The organism is Rhizobium sp. RU36D (genome assembly GCF_900176345.1).
GTDB lineage: Bacteria > Pseudomonadota > Alphaproteobacteria > Rhizobiales > Rhizobiaceae > Allorhizobium.
On record NZ_FWXU01000073.1, the window covers coordinates 1 to 1,271 of the forward strand.

General features: G+C 62.0%; 1 pseudogene. It reads right to left on the reverse strand.

Going from position 1 to position 1,271, the window contains the following annotated elements:
• Positions 1-14: 14 nt before the first annotated feature.
• Positions 15-1,168 (reverse strand): annotated as a pseudogene (locus B9A97_RS29205) (IS4 family transposase).
• Positions 1,169-1,271: the final 103 nt, after the last annotated feature.

A 1,271-nucleotide genomic window follows, 5' to 3' on the forward strand; every position in this document is an offset into this window, starting at 1 on the left:
CACTGCTGTCCGGTTTAATTTCCGGTCCATTTGAAGACCAACTGGTTGTGGTTTTTGGGTTTGTCTGGCGGGGGTCTGAGGAGGTGATCGGTGCGTCGTTTGTGCATGAGGTTGACGCGGACCAGGCGGGCGAAGGCGAGCGGGCTTTGCACGGTCGTCTGGTCGGCCTGCGCCAGTCGCAGGAGCAGATAGGCGATCAGGGCGACGGCGATCTGGATGCGAACGGCGTTCTCTGAGGTGCCGAGGAAATGGCGGATCTTCAGCGTCTGCTTGACCCAGCGAAAGAACAGTTCGATCGCCCAGCGGCGCTTGTAGAGATCAGCGATCTCGTGCGCCGGCGCGTCCAGGTCATTGGACAGGATGCGCAGCAGCGTGCCCGTTTCGGTTCTGACGGTGATCTCCGGACCGGATCGCTGAACGGGTTCTTGCGGCTTTTGGCCTGGCGCGCGGGCAAGAGGCCGATGCGGTCGGACAGGATCCGGCCACCGTCTTCCACCGAAAGCTCGTGCGTCACCTTGAGCGGCGTATGGGACTTGAACCTTGTGACGATCCGGCATCCCGCCTTGTCCATCCCGGCCCACCAGCCGAAATCATAATAGCCGAGATCGAAGACATAGGTTGCTCCCGGCTCGATCGGCATGGCCTTGGCCGCCGTGATGTCGTTGACATTGGCGGGCGTGACCGCCGCGTAGATCGGTTGCTGGGCATCCGCATCGTAGACGACATGCACCTTGGCGCCACAGGCCTGATGGGAAAAGCGCGCCCATTGCGATCCGGCCCCGGACAGGCGAACCCCTGTCGCATCAATGAGATAGACCGCCTCGCCCACCGCCCGGCGCAGGCCGCGTCCCGCCGCAGCCGTCATCTGCGCAAAAAGCCCTGCAAAGACGGGGCTGGGGCGCAGGCGATTGGCATCGGCGAGCGTCGAACGCGACACAGGCCTTGCCCCGACATGATAGAGACGCGCCGAATGGCTTTCCAGGCCGCAGACGATCTCGCGCAGGCTCACCGCCCCCGCCAGTTGCCCATACAAAAGCGCGACGAACTGGCTCTTGGTCGTCAGTCGCCGCACATGCTTGTCGGCCCCGTGCTCATCCACAAGCCGATCAAACGCCGCCCAGGGAACACGCTTCAAAACATCATGAAACACGCTATTCTGATGCCGCACGGTGTTCTTCCCCTTTCGTGTCCGAGATCGTCGCCAAACGCTCGAACACAAGTAGAATCAACACCGTGCGCCATGTCCACCAAATTTAAACCGGACAGCAGTG